Genomic DNA, 994 nt, shown 5'->3' on the forward strand with positions numbered 1-994 from the left:
ATGTATACTAAGCCGTCAGCGCCAATCCCGAAGAAGCGATTGCACAACCGGATCGCAAGCTGATCCACACCGGCAGGAAGTTCTTGTTCACCAGCTATGACAATAAAATCGTTGCCTAAACCATGCAATTTCGTGAATTCCATTGTAATCAGCACTCCAAATGTGTGTTTTAGCCAATATCATAGCGCAAAAATGATTGAATGCATAGCCCTTTCTCCTGTTTTTAGTTCCGTTAAATAGGAAAGGGCCATCCCAAAGGTCTAAAGACCCTAGGGACAGCCTCACATCTAAATTTATCTGAAACTTGCCTTGGATGACGTATAAGAAGCCGGTCGAGACCCTTTGGTGCGCTTCGGTGAGAGTACGCTGCCGAGACCCATGAGGAAGGTCGGGATGCCTGCGGCAATCAGAACAAGAATCCAATCCTTCCAGCCCAGAGGAACGGTTTTGAAAATCGGTTGAAGTGTATCCACATACATAACGGCGAGCATCAGGATAAGAGAGGATAATACCGCAAGAACAAGGTAACGATTTTGCAACGGATTGCGGTGAAAAATCGAACGAGAACTGCGGCAATCGAATACGTGGATGAGCTGTGCCATTACCAGCGTAGCGAATGCGACGCTTTGCGCTTTCAATAAGGTTGCGGCATCCGAAGGATCAGCCCGCAGCACGAGCCAGAAGGCTGCCAAGGTACAAATACCAATGAGAATTCCGCGGGAGATGATTTTCCAGCCCAGCCGTCTGGCGAAAATGTTCTCTTTCGACGAGCGTGGCTTATGCTGCATCAAGTCCTTCTCGGCTTGGTCAACGCCAAGCGCCATCGCCGGAAGCCCGTCCGTCACCAGATTCACCCACAGAATCTGGATCGGTACCAGCGGCAAAGGCAGACCTGCCATCATCGCGATAAACATCGTCATGATCTCGCCGACATTGGACGCCAGCAAATACCGGATGAATTTGCGGATGTTTTCGTAAATCCCCCGTCCTTCTT

The 994-nt window shown here is 49.6% G+C and carries 1 protein-coding gene and 1 pseudogene; both read right to left on the minus strand.

Annotated features, from left to right (window positions below; genetic code table 11):
* Positions 1 to 143, minus strand: a pseudogene (locus AC1DUA_RS38970) (diaminopimelate epimerase); the annotation flags it as partial.
* 150 nt (positions 144 to 293) lie between these two features.
* A partial coding sequence (locus AC1DUA_RS38975) for a cation transporting ATPase C-terminal domain-containing protein (protein WP_477504782.1) occupies positions 294 to 994 on the minus strand: 701 nt, incomplete at its 5' end.

The organism is Paenibacillus sp. 01T422, assembly GCF_056398785.1.